Source organism: Bartonella bovis 91-4 (assembly GCF_000384965.1).
Classification (GTDB): Bacteria; Pseudomonadota; Alphaproteobacteria; order Rhizobiales; family Rhizobiaceae; genus Bartonella; species Bartonella bovis.
This window is the reverse complement of the sequence record NZ_CM001844.1, coordinates 1,355,656-1,374,666: the sequence shown is the minus strand read 5'-3', so window position 1 is coordinate 1,374,666 and position 19,011 is coordinate 1,355,656. Positions and strand designations below refer to the sequence as shown.

The window sequence follows — 19,011 nt, the reverse complement described above, 5'->3', positions numbered from 1 at the left end:
ATATCTCGAGAAACTGGTCTTTCTGCTGATATTTTTGTTTATTGAAAACACGATAAAGAGTGTTACAAAAACAGTGTCACAAAATAAACACAGTGGTACGAAGTGAGCATATATATATGAGTATATATAAATGGGCATGAGTACAAAATGGACACGGGGTATACCGTAGTGCAAAGTGAAAGTGAATAAGTGGCATAAAATAAACTACACAATAAACAGTAAATGAATATTGGCAATGAGAACGATCAAGTGTCTTAAGGGCATTTGGTGGATGCCTTGGCATGCACAGGCGATGAAGGACGTGATACGCTGCGATAAGCTACGGGGAGGTGCGAATACCCTTTGATCCGTAGATTTCCGAATGGGGCAACCCACCTTTGATAGCGAAAAACATTAAGCTGTTTTGAAAAAACAGTTTAGGTTTCTCGTTATCAGTAAAAAGGTATCTTCACCTGAATATATAGGGTGTAAGAAGCGAACGCAGGGAACTGAAACATCTAAGTACCTGTAGGAAAGGACATCAAACGAGACTCCGTTAGTAGTGGCGAGCGAAAGCGGACCAGGCCAGTGGCTTAAGTTTTAGAAAAGTAGAATCGACTGGAAAGTCGAACCAAAGAGGGTGATAGTCCCGTATACGTAAATCTGACTTAAGTCCTTGAGTAGGGCGGGACACGTGAAATCCTGTCTGAACATGGGTCGACCACGATCCAAGCCTAAGTACTCGTGCATGACCGATAGCGAACCAGTACCGTGAGGGAAAGGTGAAAAGTACCCCGACAAGGGGAGTGAAAAAAGTACCTGAAACCGGATGCCTACAAACAGTCGGAGCCCAAGATACGTTCTGGGTGACGGCGTACCTTTTGTATAATGGGTCAGCGACTTAGTCTAACGAGCAAGCTTAAGCCGATAGGTGTAGGCGTAGCGAAAGCGAGTCTGAATAGGGCGTTCAGTTCGTTGGATTAGACCCGAAACCGAGTGATCTAGCCATGAGCAGGCTGAAGGTAAGGTAACACTTACTGGAGGGCCGAACCCGTATCTGTTGCAATAGATTGGGATGACTTGTGGCTAGGGGTGAAAGGCCAATCAAACTCGGAAATAGCTGGTTCTCCGCGAAATCTATTTAGGTAGAGCGTTAGTGTAATTCTCCAGGGGGTAGAGCACTGGATGGGCTAGGGGTCCTCACCGGATTACCAAACCTAACCAAACTCCGAATACCTGGAAGAACTCACTGGCAGACACACGGCGGGTGCTAACGTCCGTCGTGGAAAGGGCAACAACCCTAACCACCATCTAAGGTCCCTAAGTTATGGCTAAGTGGGAAAGGATGTGAGGATCCCAAAACAACCAGGATGTTGGCTTAGAAGCAGCCATCATTTAAAGAAAGCGTAACAGCTCACTGGTCTAAATAAGGGTCTTTGCGCCGAAAATGTAACGGGGCTAAAGCCATACACCGAAGCTGTGGATTTACTCTTATGAGTAAGTGGTAGCGGAGCGTTCCGTAAGCCTGTGAAGGGAGACTCGTGAGAGCTCCTGGAGGTATCGGAAGTGAGAATGCTGACATGAGTAACGATAAAGGGAGTGAGAGACTCCCTCGCCGAAAGTCCAAGGGTTCCTGCTTAAAGTTAATCTGAGCAGGGTGAGTCGGCCCCTAAGGCGAGGCCGAAAGGCGTAGTCGATGGGAACCACGTTAATATTCGTGGACCTGTGGGAAGTGACGGATTGCATATATTGTAAGGTCTTATTGGATTGATCTTGCAGTGAAGCAGTCCCAGGAAATAGCTCCCACGTATAGACCGTACCCGAAACCGACACAGGTGGACAGGTAGAGAATACCAAGGCGCTTGAGAGAACTACGTTGAAGGAACTCGGCAAATTGCACGCGTAACTTCGGAAGAAGCGTGACCCTTTTGCGGGCAACCGTTAAAGGGTGGCACAGACCAGGGGGTAGCGACTGTTTACCAAAAACACAGGGCTCTGCGAAGTCGCAAGACGATGTATAGGGTCTGACGCCTGCCCGGTGCTGGAAGGTTAAGAGGAGATGTGCAAGCATCAAATTGAAGCCCCAGTAAACGGCGGCCGTAACTATAACGGTCCTAAGGTAGCGAAATTCCTTGTCGGGTAAGTTCCGACCTGCACGAATGGCGTAACGACTTCCCCGCTGTCTCCAACGTAGACTCAGTGAAATTGAATTCCCCGTGAAGATGCGGGGTTCCTGCGGTTAGACGGAAAGACCCCGTGCACCTTTACTATAGCTTTACACTGGCATTTGTGTCTATCTGTGTAGGATAGGTGGTAGACTTTGAAGCAAGGGCGTCAGCTCTTGTGGAGTCACCCTTGAAATACCACCCTTATCGATATGGATGTCTAACTGCAGTCCGTTATCCGGATTCAAGACAGTGTATGGTGGGTAGTTTGACTGGGGCGGTCGCCTCCTAAAGAGTAACGGAGGCGCGCGAAGGTAGGCTCAGAACGGTCGGAAATCGTTCGTTGAGTGCAATGGCATAAGCCTGCCTGACTGTGAGACTGACAAGTCGAACAGAGTCGAAAGACGGTCATAGTGATCCGGTGGTCCCGTGTGGAAGGGCCATCGCTCAACGGATAAAAGGTACGCCGGGGATAACAGGCTGATGACCCCCAAGAGTTCATATCGACGGGGTTGTTTGGCACCTCGATGTCGACTCATCGCATCCTGGGGCTGGAGCAGGTCCCAAGGGTATGGCTGTTCGCCATTTAAAGCGGTACGTGAGTTGGGTTCAGAACGTCGTGAGACAGTTCGGTCCCTATCTGCCGTGGGTGTAGGAATATTGACAGGATCTGTCCCTAGTACGAGAGGACCGGGATGGACGTATCTCTGGTGGACCTGTTGTGGCGCCAGCCGCATAGCAGGGTAGCTATATACGGACGGGATAACCGCTGAAAGCATCTAAGCGGGAAACCCACCTGAAAACGAGTATTCCCTGAGAACCGTGGAAGATCACCACGTTGATAGGTCAGGTGTGGAAGTGTGGTAACATATGAAGCTTACTGATACTAATCGTTCGATAGGCTTGATCGTTCCCATTCCCTATATTCATGCTAAAATAAAAATCTCAAAAATAAAACAAAACAAAAATCTAAGCAAAAAACCAGTTCTCATTCCTTGATATGTTCTTAGCTGACTTGGTGGTTATGGCGGAGCGCCTGCACCCGATCCCCATCCCGAACTCGGCCGTGAAACGTTCCAGCGCTGATGGTACTGTGTCTTAAGGCACGGGAGAGTAAGTCACTGCCAGGTCTGTTAAAAACATACAATGGTCTTCTCAAACAGTTTCCAATAGAGGTCTTCAGTCCAAGTGATTTTGTTACAAAAATGTCATCGTCACAATAACTGTGGTATCTCTTCAATGGCGCGGGGTGGAGCAGCCCGGTAGCTCGTCAGGCTCATAACCTGAAGGCCGCAGGTTCAAATCCTGCCCCGCAACCAAAAATGCCTAACAACATTTCCACTCTCTACCCAAAAATATCACTATAGGAAATCAATAATTGCTTCTTATGAGAGGCTTTAACATACTTTACTGTTAAACTTCATATCGGCTGTGAAATATCCTTATCTGACCGTTTCTCTACAAACTCTCTTCTCATTTGACAAATCAATACATAAGCTTTTCAATACACAATCTTTGTATAGTCTGGCCCGCCTTTAAAAGTGAGAGGCTATCTGTGGTGTTCTCTCAACATAACTACAAATGGGAGGGGATGGCTCAAAATGATAGAGCACAAAACGTCTCTCCTTATTTCTGCACAGATTAAAAACGTCCTAAAAGGGTGTTGCTGCGTGGTTGTTTGGTAATCCGTTCAAGTTGAAAACTACAATATAAAGCTATAAGGTTTAATTTATAAAATGAATGACTATGGTGCCACTATGAATGTTGGTATAGGCTAGTACTTCAGTTCTAATTTAAATTCTTAGTATTTCTTTATTTTACAAAAACATTGTGTCATATGTTGTGAAGATCATTTTGCGTTCTCGCTTATCACTCTAGCTATCATATCCTTTCCACTAAGACAAAAAATCTTAATGAAAAGAGAGGAAAGTGTTTTGTTAGCTTTACTCACTTAACTCTATCTTGGGAATATGGTTTAACAGCGTCATTTAAGTGATGTGTACCGCTACACTATAATTAAAGAGTTCTCGTTTATATTGTTCCAAAAAAGGTGGATGTGGTGGGTATCTCAAGCAGAATATTTTAAAATGCTAGAAAAGTTGCTTTTCTTTGTGAACTAAAAAAGCTGCTAATTTATAGCAGCTTTCTTGTTGTGATGATCAAGTATGATCCATTGTGCTTTTTTTAGCAAAGCTTTTAAAAAAGGCAGCAATGTTTACGGCTTTTGGCACCGTAATAGCCGCATACAGTTGCTATAACAGCGCCAATAAGGCTGCCTAAAAAGCTCCACCATCCAATTGTAGAAGCTGTTCCAATTGCTTGATCGGCAAAGTTCTGCGCGCTCTTTGCTGTTTGTTCAAGGTGATGAGACAGGTTGTCGATTTGTTGGTTGAAGCTTTTGATCGCCTGCTCAGTTTGTGATCTTGCTGTGTGATAAACACTGATGGCATGATCTGCAGTGTGTTCAGCTTCAGCTTGGGTCATACCGTTGTTCATAAGTCCACGCACAACATCATCACGATCAATATCAGCTGTAATCGTTTCAAGCCGGCTAGACAAACGATCACCTAGTTTCTTAAGATAGACAGAATAACCTGAAGGATTATGCAGCAAAGCTTTAACAATAGAATCTATATCAGATAAGCTCTCTTCATAAACTCTCTTCAAATGATTAGCATCTAAAAAGCTGATAACTTATTGAATAAAATTTCTTTGTTAGAACTTTATTTTAAAGTCACCTTTTCATCAAAGCGCTCATACTTTCTAAAGGGTTTTTGCCTTGAATGATTTTTTGAATTTCTGTAGCGATAGGTGCGTAAATTCCTTTTTTTTGGGCAATTTGAGTGATTGCATTAGAAGTTTTGATGCCTTCGGCTATTCCACCTAGCTCGCTTAAAATATTTTGTAAAGGTTTGTTTTGTGCTAATCCTAACCCAACACGGTAATTTCTAGAAAGCAGAGAATTTGCTGTTAAGAATAGATCACCTGCACCAGAAAGCCCTAGGAAAGTTTGCATTTTGGCACCAAAATATTCTGCAAATTGATACATTTCTACCAGTCCACGTGATAGAAGAGATGCTTTAGCATTCTGACCTAATTGCAATCCGTCACAAATTCCACCCGCTATGGCAATGACATTTTTATACGCACTTGCCACTTCTCCACCAATGATGTCATTTTCAATATAGGGTTTGATAAAGTCAGGCATTTTGCTTGCAAATTCTTGAGCAAGGGTAAAATTGTGCGAATGAATAGTTAAGGCACATGGCAGACTGAGAATAATTTCTTTAGCAAAGCTTGGACCTGCTAAAAAACAAAGATTTTCTGGAGAAATGAAATCTTTGGCAATGTGACTGACAAATGCTCCTGTATTTTCCTCAATTCCCTTACTTGTGATAAGTATTTTTGAGTCTTTTTTCAAAGATGTGCAAGCAAACCATTCTCTTAAAGCTTGAACACTAATAGCAATGACAAAAAGTGTAGAATCTAAGCTCTCATTTAAAGAACATTGTGAAATAATTGAATGAGAATTTTTACTCAATATTTTATTTAAAGGGTCTAATGCAGGGGTGATATCACGTCTTGAAACAATGCAGACTTCATTTTTATGTGCAAAAGCAAATGCAAGAGCTTTTCCCCAAATTCCACCGCCAAAAATTGTTATTTTCATTTTATTCCTTAAGTCCTTTAAAGACGATATTTCATCTCATACACTGCAAACGCATCTTTTAGGATAGGGAAAATATGTGTTTTCTTAGTTAAGAAAAGAGCATTTTTATGATGAATAGTATTTTTTGAATAGTTGTCAATGTTGATTAAAAAAATTTGATACTATTTGTTTTCTTAAGAGAAGGAGGGTTTTATTTAATTTTGCAATTTTTTTACCAAATTTTTATCACTTTAGAACAGTTTTAATTTGATTAAAATAGCGCGTCTGCTCTTTGCGTATTGATGTAGAAAAGAATTTCTTAAGACAAAAAAGATTTCTTGAAACAGTAGTAAGACACCTGTGTCATAAATATCTATCGTTTGAAATTTTGCTACGAGCTTAGAAAGTTTTTGACAAAATGGAATCGGTTTAATAGTGGCCTGATTGTTGAGGGAAAAGCAACGTGATAGCAACACAATGGCAGCATGATGGCAAAGTGATGAAGGAGGGGTGATGGTGTGTATCAACCTTAAATGTATAAAGTTACTGCGGCATTTATTGTAAATACAATGGCATCTTATGCCGCGAACATGAGGTTATACGTAAATATAGAGACAAAAAGAGGAATACAGTGCAGCCAAATCTTGAACATGTTGGGTGATGCTTTGGTGTGTGAGCAGAAACTGATGATAATGGGGGTATATTGTTTTGTGAGGTTAAAAACCAAATCATTGTCTATAACCACGGGTTATATAAAGTTATTGCGGCGTTCATTTTGATGGGCTAGACATGATCGTTCGCGAAAACAGGGTTATGCAAACATACATTGCTGAATAGAGAAACATCATGTCTACGAAACAAAAAAAAACTAAAGCGCGTTTACCACGGGGTTTTGTTGATTACACGGGTTTAGAGTTACAAGAGCTTGAGACAATGACGGCTCAGATACGTGAAGTTTATGAACTTTACGGTTTTGAAGCGCTTGAAACACCGATTTTTGAATATACAGATGCGCTTGGAAAGTTTTTGCCTGATGTAGATCGCCCGAATGCAGGTGTGTTTTCTTTACAAGATGATGATGAACAATGGATGTCTTTGCGCTATGATCTCACAGCGCCTCTTGCTCGCTATGTTGCTGAGAATTTTGAAGTTTTACCAAAACCTTATCGCAGCTATCGTTTTGGACATGTCTTTCGTAATGACAAGCCAGGGCCAGGGCGCTTTCGTCAATTTATGCAGTTGGATGCTGATATTGTAGGGGCATCAACGGTGGCAGCAGATGCAGAAATATGTATGATGGCAGCAGATAGTTTAGAAAAATTAGGAATGTCGCGTCGTAATTATGTCATTCGGCTGAATAATCGGAAAATTTTAGATGCTGTTTTAGAAAATCTTGGTTTGGGGGGGGAGAAACAAGCTGGCAAACGCTTAACTGTTTTTAGGGCTATCGATAAGTTTGATCGACTTGGTTGTGGAGGTGTATATTCGCTTTTAGGGGAGGGCCGTTTGGATGAAAGCGGTGATTTCACGAAAGGAGCGGAACTAACTAACGACCAGATTGAGTATATCCTTGGCTTGTTGGATGCGAAGTTTCAGACTTTGGAAAAAACAATAACGTTTCTCAAAAACATAGTTGGTCATCATCCTCGTGGGCGTGAAGGGATGCGTGAGCTTGAGGAAATGCAGGAAATTTTTGTCAAAAACGATTATGAGGACTGTATGAGGATTGATCCATCGGTTGTACGAGGGTTGGACTATTATACGGGGCCTGTTTTTGAAGCTGAATTCTGCAATAAGTACGGGGAAAAGCTTACCTTTGGATCTATTGGTGGAGGTGGGCGCTATGATGGGTTGATTGCACGCTTTCGCAATGACAATGTCCCCGCAACGGGTTTTTCAATTGGTTTGTCACGTTTAATAGCAATTTTGCAAAGCCATGGGACATTTTCTGTGGAGGAAAAGACAGGCCCAGTTGTGGTGTTGATGATGGATCAAGAGCCAGGCAGCGCTGCACGTTATCAAAACATGGTGATGCAATTGCGCAATGCGGATATTCGATCTGAAGTATATTTAGGGGAGGCAGGTATTAAGGCACAAATGAAATATGCAGATCGACGCCGTGCACCTTGTGTGGTGATTCAAGGGTCACAAGAACGCGAGCGTAAAGAAGTCCAAATCAAAGATTTAGTGGAAGGTGCACGTTTAGCTACTGAAATTGAAGATAATCAAACATGGCGTGAAAGCCGCCCAGCGCAAATAACCGTTAAGGAAAGTGAAATGGTTCAAGCAGTAAAGGATATTTTGGAAAAACAAGGATGGTAGATGTCTTTGTTTTTTAAGGTTCCATATAGGTTTAAAAACAAAAACAGCATAAATTCCTTAATGTAAGGTGATTTATGCTGTCTTAATGTGCATCTTAAAAAATGTAATCTTCTTTAAAGAAGTGATCTTTGTTGTGTGCACTTAACCTTGAAGTGTTTTTAAAATATGTTGGGGGGATGAAACTTCGTATGGGTCTGTGGGGCAATTATCTGAATAGCCTTTTTCTTCAAACCAATGTTCAATAACCCCATCATTAATAACCGCGGCATAACGCCATGAGCGCATTCCAAAGCCCACATTGTCTTTAGCAACCAGCATTCCCATTTTGCGGGTAAATTCGCCTGAACCATCAGGGATCAATTTCACATTTTTAATACCTTGCTTTTGACCCCAGGCATTCATGACAAAGGAATCATTGACGGAGAGGCAGTAAATTTCATCAATACCGACTTTTTTAAATTCGTCATAAAGTTTTTCAAAATCAGGAAGCTGAAAGGTTGAACAAGTGGGTGTAAATGCTCCGGGGAGAGAAAAAAGAATAACCCGTTTCCCTTTAAAGTAAGTGTCACTATTGACATCTTGCCACCGGTAAGGATTATCCCCGCCAACTGATTCATCCCGTACACGTGTGTGGAAAGTTACATTGGGAACTTGTTTTTTTATCATAATTACGCTCCTATAAGCCTTTTGGGATTGTATTGCAAAAACGATTTTTGTTTTTCAATGACGAATATTGGGAGTGTAGTAGATTGTGACAAATTTGCAAGTATTTCATGTTTGGATAAAAAGTGAATGAAAGCTTCATCAAATGATAACCCCTTAAATAACAGGAGCTACCAAGGGGATGGTCATTTGACAAAAGGCACTGCTAAAAAAGATGCTAGGGGAAGTTTTTGCGTAGACAGCTATTTGATGAGATGTTGGTTGTAGCAGATGTTCCCTTTAAAGTTGAGAAAATAAGAGGAAGGTTATTTCCATGATCGTCAACACTGTTTTGACAACGGCTTTTCATGATCAAAAACTTGGAACATCTGGTTTACGTAAAAAAGTGTCGGTTTTTCAGCAGCCCCATTATGTTGAAAATTTTATTCAGTCCATTTTTAATAGTGTTGGACCTCTTGAGGGAAAATTACTCATCCTTGGTGGGGATGGGCGCTATTTAAACGACACCCTTATTCAGCTTGTGTTAAAAATGGCAGCTGCAAACGGTGTGGGCTGTATTAAGGTGGGAAGAGGGGGAATTTTATCAACACCTGCTGTGTCGCACCTTATTCGCAAATATCATGCACATGGGGGTATTATTTTATCAGCAAGTCACAATCCTGGTGGTGTAAATGGTGATTGTGGTATAAAATATAATATTTCCAATGGTGGTCCGGCGCCTGATTGTTTGTGTGATGCTATTTTTGCAGCATCGCAACGCCTTTCTTCTTATAAAATTGTTGAAGCTCCAGACATTGATTTAGAAACACAGGGGCAAAGCTTTATCGGTTCTATGCAGGTAGATGTTATCGACCCTGTGGCAGATTATGCTGCTTTAATGGAAGAGCTTTTTGATTTTGACTGCATTTGTCAGGCGGTGAAAAAAGGTTTAACCTTACGATTTGATGCTATGCATGCAGTCACAGGGCCTTATGCACAAGAAATTTTTGAAAAGCGCTTAAATTTTCCTCAAGGAACAGTAGTCAATGGAACACCTTTGCCAGATTTTGGGGGCTCTCATCCCGATCCCAATTTGGTTCATGCAAAGGATCTTTATCATTTGCTCATGTCTGATCAAGGGCCTGATCTTGGTGCTGCTTCTGATGGTGATGGTGATCGCAATCTTATCATTGGTCGCAAACAATTTATCACGCCTTCTGATTCACTGGCTATTATGGCAGAACATGCACACCTGATAAAAGGGTATCACCAGGGTATTGCTGGGATTGCACGTTCAATGCCAACAGGGCGTGCTGCTGACCTTGTGGCACAAGAAAAGGGGATTAGTCTTTTTGAAACGCCAACAGGATGGAAATTTTTTGGCACACTTTTAGATGCTGGAAAAGTTACCCTGTGTGGTGAGGAAAGCTTTGGAACGGGTTCACATCATGTGCGTGAAAAGGACGGTTTATGGGCTGTATTATTTTGGTTGAACCTTTTGGCTCTAACAGGGCAGACTGTAGCGCAAATTATGCAAAGACATTGGCACAAGTACGGGCGTTTTTATTATTCACGCTATGATTATGAGAATGTTGAAGCACAAAAAGCTTATGTGATGATGGAACATTTGCGTGCGCAGTTGCCCTTAGCGGGGACAAAGATTGCTGGGTTGATTGTGACTCACTGTGATGATTTTGCGTATCATGACCCAATTGATGATAGTATTAGTGTAAGGCAGGGGGTGCGGGTGTTTTTTGAAAATGGAGCACGGCTTGTCGTGCGTTTATCTGGAACAGGAACGGGGGGTGCAACTGTACGCATTTATCTCGAACAATATAAAAACATCCCCCGCAAATACACTCAAGATCTGCAAAAAGTACTTCAACCTTTATTTTTAGCAGCGCTTGAATTGTTAAAAATAAAAGACTATTTGGGCCGCGAACAGCCTGATATTATAACATAAAATATATCGTTGATATTAAAACTATTATTCATAATGACAAAAATTCATCAATACCATAAAATAGCCTTATTGTGGGTGGATCATTTTCTGTGGATCAACTAGTCGGTCATAGTCAGCTTCGGTAATTCCGGCTTTTAAAGCTTCTTCCCGTAAGGTTGTTCCATTTTTATGAGCTGTTTTTGCAATGTCGGCGGCTTTTTCGTAACCAATTTCTGGTGCAAGAGCGGTAACAAGCATGAGAGAGCGCTCGAGAAGGGATTGGATATGATTCTTATTAGCACGCAGCCCTTTGATGCAATTAATATCGAAAGAGTGCATGGAATCACCAAGAAGAGAAAGAGACTGCAGAACATTATAACCGATAACAGGTTTGAATGCATTTAGTTCAAAATGGCCTTGGCTTGCAGCAAAGGTCACACTAGTCTGATTTCCAAAGACTTGGCATGCAACCATACTTAAGGCTTCACATTGGGTTGGGTTGACTTTTCCTGGCATAATGGAAGAGCCGGGTTCATTTTCTGGAAGGCTTAATTCACCAAGGCCTGAACGTGGTCCTGATCCTAAGAAACGGATATCATTTGCAATTTTGAATAAATCAGCTGCCAATGCGTTCAAGCTTCCATGGAAGTTTGCAAGGGCTCCGTGGTGGGCAAGAGCTTCAAATTTATTATTAGCAGTTGTGAAAGTTACCCCTGTAAGTGGACTAATCGTTTCAGCAAATGCAACATCAAATCCTTTTGGTGCATTGAGACCTGTTCCAACAGCTGTTCCCCCTTGGGCAAGCATTTGAACATCAGTAAGAGCCATTTCAATGCGTTGACGGTTAGCTTCTAGTGCAGCGCGATAGCCTGAAAATTCTTGCCCCAAAGTAAGGGGGGTGGCATCTTGCGTATGCGTGCGTCCCAATTTTATGATGTCTGCAAATTCTTCTTCTTTTGTTTGAAGACTGGCAATAAGAGTATCAAGGATTGGAAAAAAATGTTGGCGTGTTTGCAGTGTGGTGGCAATATGAAGCGCTGTGGGAAAAGAATCATTTGACGATTGGCTCATATTCACGTGGTCATTGGGATGTACGGGTGCTTTGCTACCAAGTGTTCCCCCTAAAAGTACGTTAGCACGATTGGCGATTACTTCATTGACGTTCATATTGCTTTGTGTGCCAGAACCTGTTTGCCAAACCGCTAGGGGGAAATGCGTATCAAATGCACCAGAAAGCACTTCATCAGCGGCAGTGACAATTGCTTGCCCTATGTCTTGCGGAAGCTTTCCTTTTTGCATATTCACAAGAGCTGCTGTCTTTTTGATAAGACTTAAAGCGTAGATCAATGAGAGAGGCTGTTTTTCTGAGCCAATATTGAAATTATGTCGAGAACGTTCTGTTTGCGCTCCCCAATAACGATCATGAGGAACTGAAACTGTCCCCAAACTATCGGTTTCTTGGCGTGTTTTAAGCATCATACAATCCCTTAATATATATTTATTGATTTAGTAAAAGATAAGCATTTTTCGACCAGAATCAAAGAGTCCGTTAGAATCAATATAAAATAAATTATTTTATTTAGAATCCTTGACATTGCGGATCAATGTTTTTATATAAAATTTATAAATTAGCACTCGCAACTACAGAGTGCTAATAAAATTTAAGATTAATCAGTTATACTAAGTTTTAAGGGTTTAAAACATGGCTAACACACAATTCCGCCCACTTCACGATCGTGTTGTCGTTCGTCGGGTTGAATCTGAAAATAAAACCGCTGGTGGGATTATTATCCCCGATACAGCAAAAGAAAAACCTCAAGAAGGTGAGGTGATCGCTGTTGGCAATGGTGCTCTCGATAATAATGGGAAGCGCGTGCCTCTAGAAGTTAAAGCAGGAGACCGAATCTTATTTGGGAAATGGTCTGGAACCGAAGTGAAGATTAATGGTGAAGAACTCTTAATCATGAAAGAATCCGACATTATGGGGATTTTGGGTTAATCCATTTTCTCAATTTGTTTCGTTTATTTATATCCAAGGAGAAATTAAATGGCTGCTAAAGAAGTCAAATTTGGCCGTGAAGCACGTGAGCGCTTGGTGCGTGGTGTTGATATCCTTGCTAATGCTGTTAAGGTAACACTCGGTCCTAAAGGCCGTAATGTGGTGATTGATAAATCATTTGGTGCACCTCGTATCACAAAAGATGGTGTGTCGGTTGCAAAAGAAATCGAACTTGAAGACAAGTTTGAAAATATGGGCGCACAAATGTTGCGTGAAGTTGCTTCAAAAACCAATGATATTGCTGGTGATGGAACAACAACAGCAACTGTTTTGGGGCAAGCTATTGTGCAAGAAGGTATAAAAGCTGTTGCTGCTGGCATGAACCCAATGGATCTGAAGCGTGGGATCGATTCTGCTGTTGCAGAAGTTGTTGAAAGCCTTTTCAAAAAAGCAAAAAAGATTCAAACTTCTGCTGAAATAGCACAAGTAGGAACGATTTCTGCGAATGGTGCTTCAGAAATTGGTAAAATCATTGCTGATGCTATGGAAAAAGTTGGTAATGAAGGTGTTATCACTGTGGAAGAAGCAAAAACTGCTGAAACGGAATTAGAAGTCGTTGAAGGTATGCAGTTTGATCGTGGATATCTTTCACCTTATTTTGTCACAAATGCTGAAAAAATGGTGGCTGATCTTGACGATCCTTACATCCTTATTCATGAAAAGAAATTGTCTAATTTGCAATCCTTGCTTCCTGTTCTTGAAGCTGTTGTTCAGTCTGGTAAGCCTCTTCTCATTATTGCTGAAGATGTGGAAGGTGAAGCTTTGGCAACGCTTGTGGTTAATAAATTGCGTGGTGGTTTGAAGATTTGTGCTGTTAAAGCACCAGGCTTTGGTGACCGCCGTAAAGCGATGTTAGAAGATATTGCAATTTTGACATCAGGTCAGGTTATTTCTGAAGATGTTGGCATTAAACTTGAAAATGTTACTTTAGATATGCTGGGCCGTGCAAAGAAAGTGCATATTTCTAAAGAAAACACAACCATCGTTGATGGTTCTGGACAAAAAGCACAAATTAGTGCTCGTGTAAGCCAGATTAAGGCACAGATCGAAGAAACAACTTCTGACTATGATCGCGAAAAACTGCAAGAAAGACTTGCTAAACTTGCTGGTGGTGTTGCCGTTATTCGTGTTGGTGGTGCAACAGAAGTTGAAGTAAAAGAAAAGAAAGATCGTGTTGATGATGCCTTGAATGCAACGCGTGCAGCGGTGGAAGAAGGTATTGTTGCTGGTGGTGGAACTGCACTCTTGCGGGCTGCCAACGCGCTTACGGTTAAAGGAAATAATGCAGACCAAGAAGCTGGTATCAATATTGTTCGTCGTGCTCTTCAAGCACCAGCACGTCAAATTGCTACCAATGCTGGTGAAGAAGCAGCGATTATTGTTGGCAAAGTTCTTGAAAATAGTTCAGACACTTTTGGTTACAACACCGCAACAGGTCAATTTGGTGATTTGATTTCACTGGGGATCGTTGATCCAGTTAAAGTTGTACGTTCAGCTTTGCAAAATGCTGCATCGATTGCCAGCCTTCTTATCACTACAGAAGCAATGGTTGCTGAACTTCCGAAAAAAGAAACTCCAATGCCTCCAATGGGCGGCGGCGGAATGGGTGGAATGGGCGGAATGGATTTCTAAGCGCCTTAAACCCATAGGTAAAAAGAAACGGGCCAGATGGCCCGTTTTTTTATTGTTTTGAAGGTTTATAAGTACTTTAAAAGCATGCATGTATATTATCAGGCGCTCTTATATTCTTTAAGCATTTTTATATTTACAGCTTTGATTTATGCACGCTTTTTTTGATCTTCGTATAATGCAAGTTTTTGTGTAATGCAAACTTTTGGGTTCTGTTCAATTTCCGATCTATTGTCCCTCTTATATTTAGATTGCTGATAAGTATAGTTTTGATAAATGATAACAGTTCCCTTAGCTTTCAACAAATGATTTTCAGCAAATGATTTGTATACGATCTTTATACAAAATGGCTTCTTTTTTTTGCTTACCGCATTACTTGCAAGTTTATAGAGCAACCTCTTGCGGTATGGCTTCAACGCCCAAAACTTCTGGAATAAAATGGCGTAAAAGATTTTCAATCCCGTGTTTAAGTGTGGCTGTTGAAGATGGACACCCGGCGCACGCACCGCGCATATTTAAATAAACAATGCCATTCTCAAAGCCACGAAAAGTAATGTCCCCACCATCATTGGCAACAGCTGGGCGAACACGTGTTTCAAGAATCTCTTTGATTGTCATGACAATATCTGCATCTTTTTCGTCATAAAATTCTTCATGAATTGCAGGGGGGTGTGTTTGGAGAGCGGCATCAGTGGTAACAGTGGGGTCATTGGAAAGAAAATGTTCCATAATTGTACCCAAGATCGCTGGTTTGAGGTGTTGCCATTCTCCTGCATTTTTTGTTACAGCAATAAAATCATATCCTAAAAGAACACTGCTGACGTTTGGAATTGTAAACAGTTTAGCAGCAAGGGGTGAATTTTGATCAGCTTCTTTGCTGTTGTGAAACTCTAATACACCTTTATCAAGAACCACACGGCCTGGTAAAAATTTAAGTGTTGCAGGGTTTGGTGTGGTTTCAGTTTGAATAAACATACATTATCCTTTTGTTTCACAAGCTTTAAGAAAACAATTAACGCAAAAAAGCTTAAGTATTGATATAATCTTCTTCAATATTTTTATCCCAAAGATCGTTTAAAGCACGATAACAAGGATAAACTGCCTTCCTAGTTGACGATTAAATATTTAAATAGGCCTATCTCTTTTATGTTATCATGAGAAGGTAAGACATGGTAGCAATATCTTGATATTTGTTAATCAATTTGCAAATCTATAAATTTTTTTGAACTTGCGTGCATCAATAATTTTACTCATAGAACTTCTAATTTAAAGGTTTAAAATACACGTTTCAAGCGTTTGTTTTTTCATGAAGAAAATATGGAGCAGCACTTGAGGGACTAGATGCACTTAACTAACAAGGAGCGATAAGAAGCCGTAGGTTTCGCATCAAGCGCAAATTTGCCCCTCTCGTTTAATTGGTACTTGTCGTTTGAAGTTGAAGTAATGCACCAAAATCTAAAACATGTTTACAATCAAAATGACACCCAAAAGCAATACCCATATTTTCATAAGTGTATATTGGTGCATTTGTCTTTTTTGTGCTATGTCATGAACAACAATGGTTTGTTGGTAGCTTGGTCATTTATCAAGAACAGTTCACATGTTTTTTCATATATAGTACTGTAGATCGTTTCTTGGTATTTCGTGAAAGGACGATACCGGCTATAGCTTTTTTCAATTTTCAGTCAAAGTTTATTGTTTATGGTTTGTGTACAAAACCAACAATTTCACGAACATGTTTCATTGTGTTTTCTGCCAATAAGCTAGCACGCTCAGCCCCATCATGCAAAACGGAATCAATATAAGCATTTTCTTGATGAAGACGGCGTAATTCTTGTGTAATTGGTGCCAATTTATGGACGACAAGATCAGCTAAAGCAGATTTAAAAAGCGAAAACTGTTGACCTGCAAATTCCAAAAGAGCCTTCTCTTTACTGGTTTGCGCAAAGGCTGCATAAATACCAAGTAAATTATCAACTTCTGGGCGCTCTTCTAAAGCGGTAAGCTGATCGGGTAAGGGGGCAGAGTCAGTTTTTGCTTTGCGTATTTTTTGAACGATAAGATCAGCATCATCAGTTAAATTAATTCGCGAAAAATCTGAAGGATCTGATTTTGACATTTTCTTTGAGCCATCACGTAAAGACATAATACGCATGCCGGTATTACCAAGAAGAGCCTCTGGTATTGGAAAAAAGCCTTGTTCCTTGTTTTCCCCCTCTTGTATGGAGATGCCAACATTTAAATGTGCAATACGCTCAGCGTAATCATGATTGAATTTTTGCGCAATATCCCGTGTAAGTTCAATATGCTGCTTTTGATCTTCTCCAACTGGAACATGTGTTGCACGATAGAGTAAAATATCAGCAGCCATAAGGCTTGGATAGGCAAAAAGCCCGAGTGATGCTTGTTCGCGGTTTTTTCCTGCTTTATCTTTAAACTGTGTCATCCGTTGGAGCCAGCCGATGCGGGCAATGCAGTTAAAGACCCATGCTAATTCAGCATGTTGAAAGACTCGTGATTGGTTGAAAACAATATGTTTTTGCGGATCAATACCCGCAGCTAAAAAGGCTGCTGTGACTGCACGGGTGGAGCTTTCTAAGGCGAGAGGGTTAGGGTTAACCGTTAGTGCGTGCATATCCACAACACAATAAAGGCATTTATGGGATGCTTGCAATTCAACCCAACGCTTGATTGCACCTAGATAATTACCAAGATGCAAATTGCCACTTGGTTGCACACCAGAAAAGACGAGGGATGCGCAGGTTTCCATAGGAATAAGCCTTTCTCTAATGATGATACATGTTGCTTCGTGTTGTGGTAAAATTTTTTTTTGAAAGTCAAATAAGATATTATAGGTGTTGTTTCAAATTTTTACGTAAAAAAGGGAAATAATTCATGCCAAGAAAAAAACAGATGATACAATAAAACAATAGGATAGAGAAAATTAAACCTGCTAAAGTTCCTATTCGCAAGAAAAGTGGTGCTTGTGAAGATAAAGGAAAAGCTAAAAAATCAAGCGCATAATACAAAGATGCAGCCATTAAGAGAATGGCAATGATCAAGCACACAGTCCACTTGATAAGTTGTATATCACATTTCCAATAACCGCGTTTGATAAGGGTGCTACAAAGCAAGAGTGTGTTAACCCATCCAGAGGTGATTTCGGCGATCACAATGCCACGTGCTGACAAGAGCGGAAATAATGTAAGCGCTAAACCGATATTGATTAGAACACAAATGCCTGCAAAAATCATTGGTGTTTTTGTATCTTCATGAGCAAAAAAATTGGGAATAAAGACCTTTATCAGCACAAAAGCTGGAAGCCCTAATCCATAAAGTTCAAGCAAATGCGCAACAGTGTGTGTTGATTGGCTTGTAAATTGCCCACGTTCAAAGAAAAGACTGACAATGGGGTTGGATATCAGGAAAAAAAAGACCGATGCCGGTAAGGTTAAAAACAGGGTAAACGCAATAGCGTAGTTTTGCAAATAATTGGCTTCTTTTTTATTTTTATTACGGAAGGCTTTTGTTAGTTCAGGTAAAAGAACAGTCGCAACAGCAATACCAACAACACCTAATGGCAGTTGATAAAGACGATCGGCATAAACCAAAGAAGAAACAGCACCCGGATGGCTGGATGCAATATTGGTATTGATCAATAAATTGATTTGCGTAATTCCCCCTGTAATGGCAGCGGGAAATGCCAGGGTTAAAAGCTGGCGAACATTGGGGCTGAGATAAGGAAGACGTAGAGAAATTTTCATTCCACTTTGACGCAAAGCAATTGCAATTAAAGTAAGTTGAAGAAGGCCTGCGACCATGACCCCCCAGGAGAGGTTTAGCCCAATCTGCCAAGCATCAAGCTGAAATATCCAAGCATAAGCGAGCACGCCAATCATCACAATATTTAAAAAGACAGGGGCAATAGCGGCAACAAAATAACGTTGTAATGCGTTGAGCATTCCCCCCATCATGGCCGCTAAAGACATGCACGCTAAATAGGGAAACATGATTGCAGTAAAACGAATTGTAGCCTCAAATTTTGTTGCATCTTCTGCAAACCCTGGTGCAATTACAGTACGCACCAAAAAAGGCATACTCACTTCTATGACAATGGTTAAAAGTAAGAGCAGTGAGAACAAAACACCGAAAACCTCTTCTGCAAATTTGCGTGCATTTTCTGGTCCATTTTCAGTAATTTTTTTTGAAAATAGGGGAACAAAAGCCGCATTAAAAGCACCTTCAGCAAAAAGACGGCGAAATGTGTTTGGAAAACGAAAAGCTGCATTAAATGCGTCAGCAGCAGGACCTGTACCAAAAGATGCCGCCATGAGTACTTCGCGTACAAAACCAAAAAGACGACTCGTGCAAGTTCCAGAAGCAACAGTTATAAATTTTTTAATTAAGCTCATAAGGATGTGTTATGTAAGATATATTATGTTTGGAAAACAAAAATAGAGTTTGAAAAAGAGCAAAAATCGCGAAAAATCATGCAAATATTATCACTCATATTAGTTTCATGATATTTTATGACGGTGTTTGCCCTTTCTGTCAATAAAATGCATCAAAGTTATTTGAGCGATATTTGCTCCACTTTAATTATAGATTTTTATCATTTCTCTTC

At 40.8% G+C, this 19,011-nt stretch carries 11 protein-coding genes, 1 tRNA gene and 2 rRNA genes; 7 read left to right on the top strand and 7 right to left on the bottom strand.

What is annotated here, in order from left to right; genetic code table 11:
- The first annotated feature begins 243 nt into the window (after positions 1–243).
- The 3 genes from BBBE_RS05945 to BBBE_RS05935 all read left to right on the top strand — a co-directional run bounded on the left by BBBE_RS05945 (position 244) and on the right by BBBE_RS05935 (position 3,463).
- Positions 244–3,055 (top strand): 23S ribosomal RNA (locus BBBE_RS05945).
- Positions 3,056–3,158: 103 nt separating this feature from the next.
- Positions 3,159–3,274: ribosomal RNA gene (gene rrf / locus BBBE_RS05940) — 5S ribosomal RNA — on the top strand.
- A 113-nt stretch (positions 3,275–3,387) separates the two neighbouring features.
- Positions 3,388–3,463: transfer RNA gene (locus BBBE_RS05935), tRNA-Met, on the top strand.
- Positions 3,464–4,340: 877 nt separating this feature from the next.
- Here BBBE_RS05935 and BBBE_RS05930 read toward each other — a convergent pair.
- A complete protein-coding gene (locus tag BBBE_RS05930; RefSeq protein ID WP_022708739.1) occupies positions 4,341–4,811 on the bottom strand; it encodes a hypothetical protein in 471 nt (156 codons plus the stop codon).
- A gap of 67 nt (positions 4,812–4,878) precedes the next feature.
- A complete protein-coding gene (locus tag BBBE_RS05925; protein ID WP_010701626.1) occupies positions 4,879–5,814 on the bottom strand; it encodes an NAD(P)H-dependent glycerol-3-phosphate dehydrogenase in 936 nt (311 codons plus the stop codon).
- Positions 5,815–6,639: 825 nt separating this feature from the next.
- Here BBBE_RS05925 and hisS point away from each other — a divergent pair.
- Entirely contained in the window at positions 6,640–8,115 is a 1,476-nt protein-coding gene (gene hisS / locus BBBE_RS05915; protein ID WP_010701625.1) for a histidine--tRNA ligase, read from the top strand.
- 141 nt (positions 8,116–8,256) lie between these two features.
- Here the strand turns inward: hisS and BBBE_RS05910 are convergent, their stop codons facing one another.
- The gene (locus BBBE_RS05910) at positions 8,257–8,781 is read right to left on the bottom strand and encodes a peroxiredoxin (protein WP_010701624.1); all 525 of its coding nucleotides are present in this window, start codon (positions 8,779–8,781) and stop codon (positions 8,257–8,259) included.
- Positions 8,782–9,091: 310 nt separating this feature from the next.
- Here BBBE_RS05910 and BBBE_RS05905 point away from each other — a divergent pair, with 310 nt between their 5' ends.
- Positions 9,092–10,720: an alpha-D-glucose phosphate-specific phosphoglucomutase gene (locus BBBE_RS05905; protein ID WP_010701623.1), complete on the top strand. Its 1,629-nt coding sequence runs from the start codon at positions 9,092–9,094 to the stop codon at positions 10,718–10,720.
- 66 nt (positions 10,721–10,786) lie between these two features.
- On the opposite strand, the gene fumC is transcribed toward BBBE_RS05905, so the two are convergent.
- Positions 10,787–12,175 carry a class II fumarate hydratase gene (fumC, locus tag BBBE_RS05900; RefSeq protein WP_010701622.1) on the bottom strand — a complete coding sequence of 463 codons (1,389 nt, stop codon included), beginning with the start codon at positions 12,173–12,175 and terminating at the stop codon, positions 10,787–10,789.
- A gap of 226 nt (positions 12,176–12,401) precedes the next feature.
- Here fumC and groES point away from each other — a divergent pair, with 226 nt between their 5' ends.
- Positions 12,402–12,698: a co-chaperone GroES gene (gene groES / locus BBBE_RS05895; protein ID WP_010701621.1), complete on the top strand. Its 297-nt coding sequence runs from the start codon at positions 12,402–12,404 to the stop codon at positions 12,696–12,698.
- A gap of 48 nt (positions 12,699–12,746) precedes the next feature.
- Complete coding sequence (gene groL, locus BBBE_RS05890; RefSeq protein ID WP_010701620.1) at positions 12,747–14,390, top strand: chaperonin GroEL; 1,644 nt, start codon at positions 12,747–12,749, stop codon at positions 14,388–14,390.
- Positions 14,391–14,771: 381 nt separating this feature from the next.
- Here groL and BBBE_RS05880 read toward each other — a convergent pair whose 3' ends face one another.
- From BBBE_RS05880 to murJ, 3 genes are all read right to left on the bottom strand, one after another.
- A complete protein-coding gene (locus BBBE_RS05880) occupies positions 14,772–15,362 on the bottom strand; it encodes a NifU family protein (protein WP_010701619.1) in 591 nt (196 codons plus the stop codon).
- Between the two features lie 724 nt (positions 15,363–16,086).
- Complete coding sequence (gene trpS, locus BBBE_RS05875) at positions 16,087–17,157, bottom strand: tryptophan--tRNA ligase (RefSeq protein WP_010701618.1); 1,071 nt, start codon at positions 17,155–17,157, stop codon at positions 16,087–16,089.
- A gap of 79 nt (positions 17,158–17,236) precedes the next feature.
- The gene (gene murJ, locus BBBE_RS05870; RefSeq protein WP_010701617.1) at positions 17,237–18,799 is read right to left on the bottom strand and encodes a murein biosynthesis integral membrane protein MurJ; all 1,563 of its coding nucleotides are present in this window, start codon (positions 18,797–18,799) and stop codon (positions 17,237–17,239) included.
- Positions 18,800–19,011: the final 212 nt, after the last annotated feature.